The sequence below is a fragment of the Veillonella parvula genome (genome assembly GCF_024461875.1).
Taxonomy (GTDB): domain Bacteria; phylum Bacillota; class Negativicutes; order Veillonellales; family Veillonellaceae; genus Veillonella; species Veillonella parvula_I.
This window is the reverse complement of the sequence record NZ_JANGAL010000150.1, coordinates 1-216: the sequence shown is the minus strand read 5'-3', so window position 1 is coordinate 216 and position 216 is coordinate 1. Positions and strand designations below refer to the sequence as shown.

The window sequence follows — 216 nt, the reverse complement described above, 5'->3', positions numbered from 1 at the left end:
AACTCGCGGTAAATAAGCAAGACCTCTTGCTCTTCTCCAATCAAAGCCTCTTGTAATTCATTATTTAGATTCAGCAAACGCATCGGTTCAATGTAAAGTGTTTGACCCGTTGCTGAACGGTCGTGAATTAGGCCATCAAAGTATTGACGATACTCTTGTTTTACAGGAATTACGTATCGATTATTACGCTGCGTAATGATGGTTTCTTGGAAATAC

The 216-nt window shown here is 39.4% G+C and carries 1 protein-coding gene; it reads right to left on the bottom strand.

The window, feature by feature from the left end:
• Nucleotides 1-216, bottom strand: a 216-nt coding sequence (locus NE668_RS10175) for a hypothetical protein (protein ID WP_256196952.1), incomplete at both ends; no start/stop codon positions are given.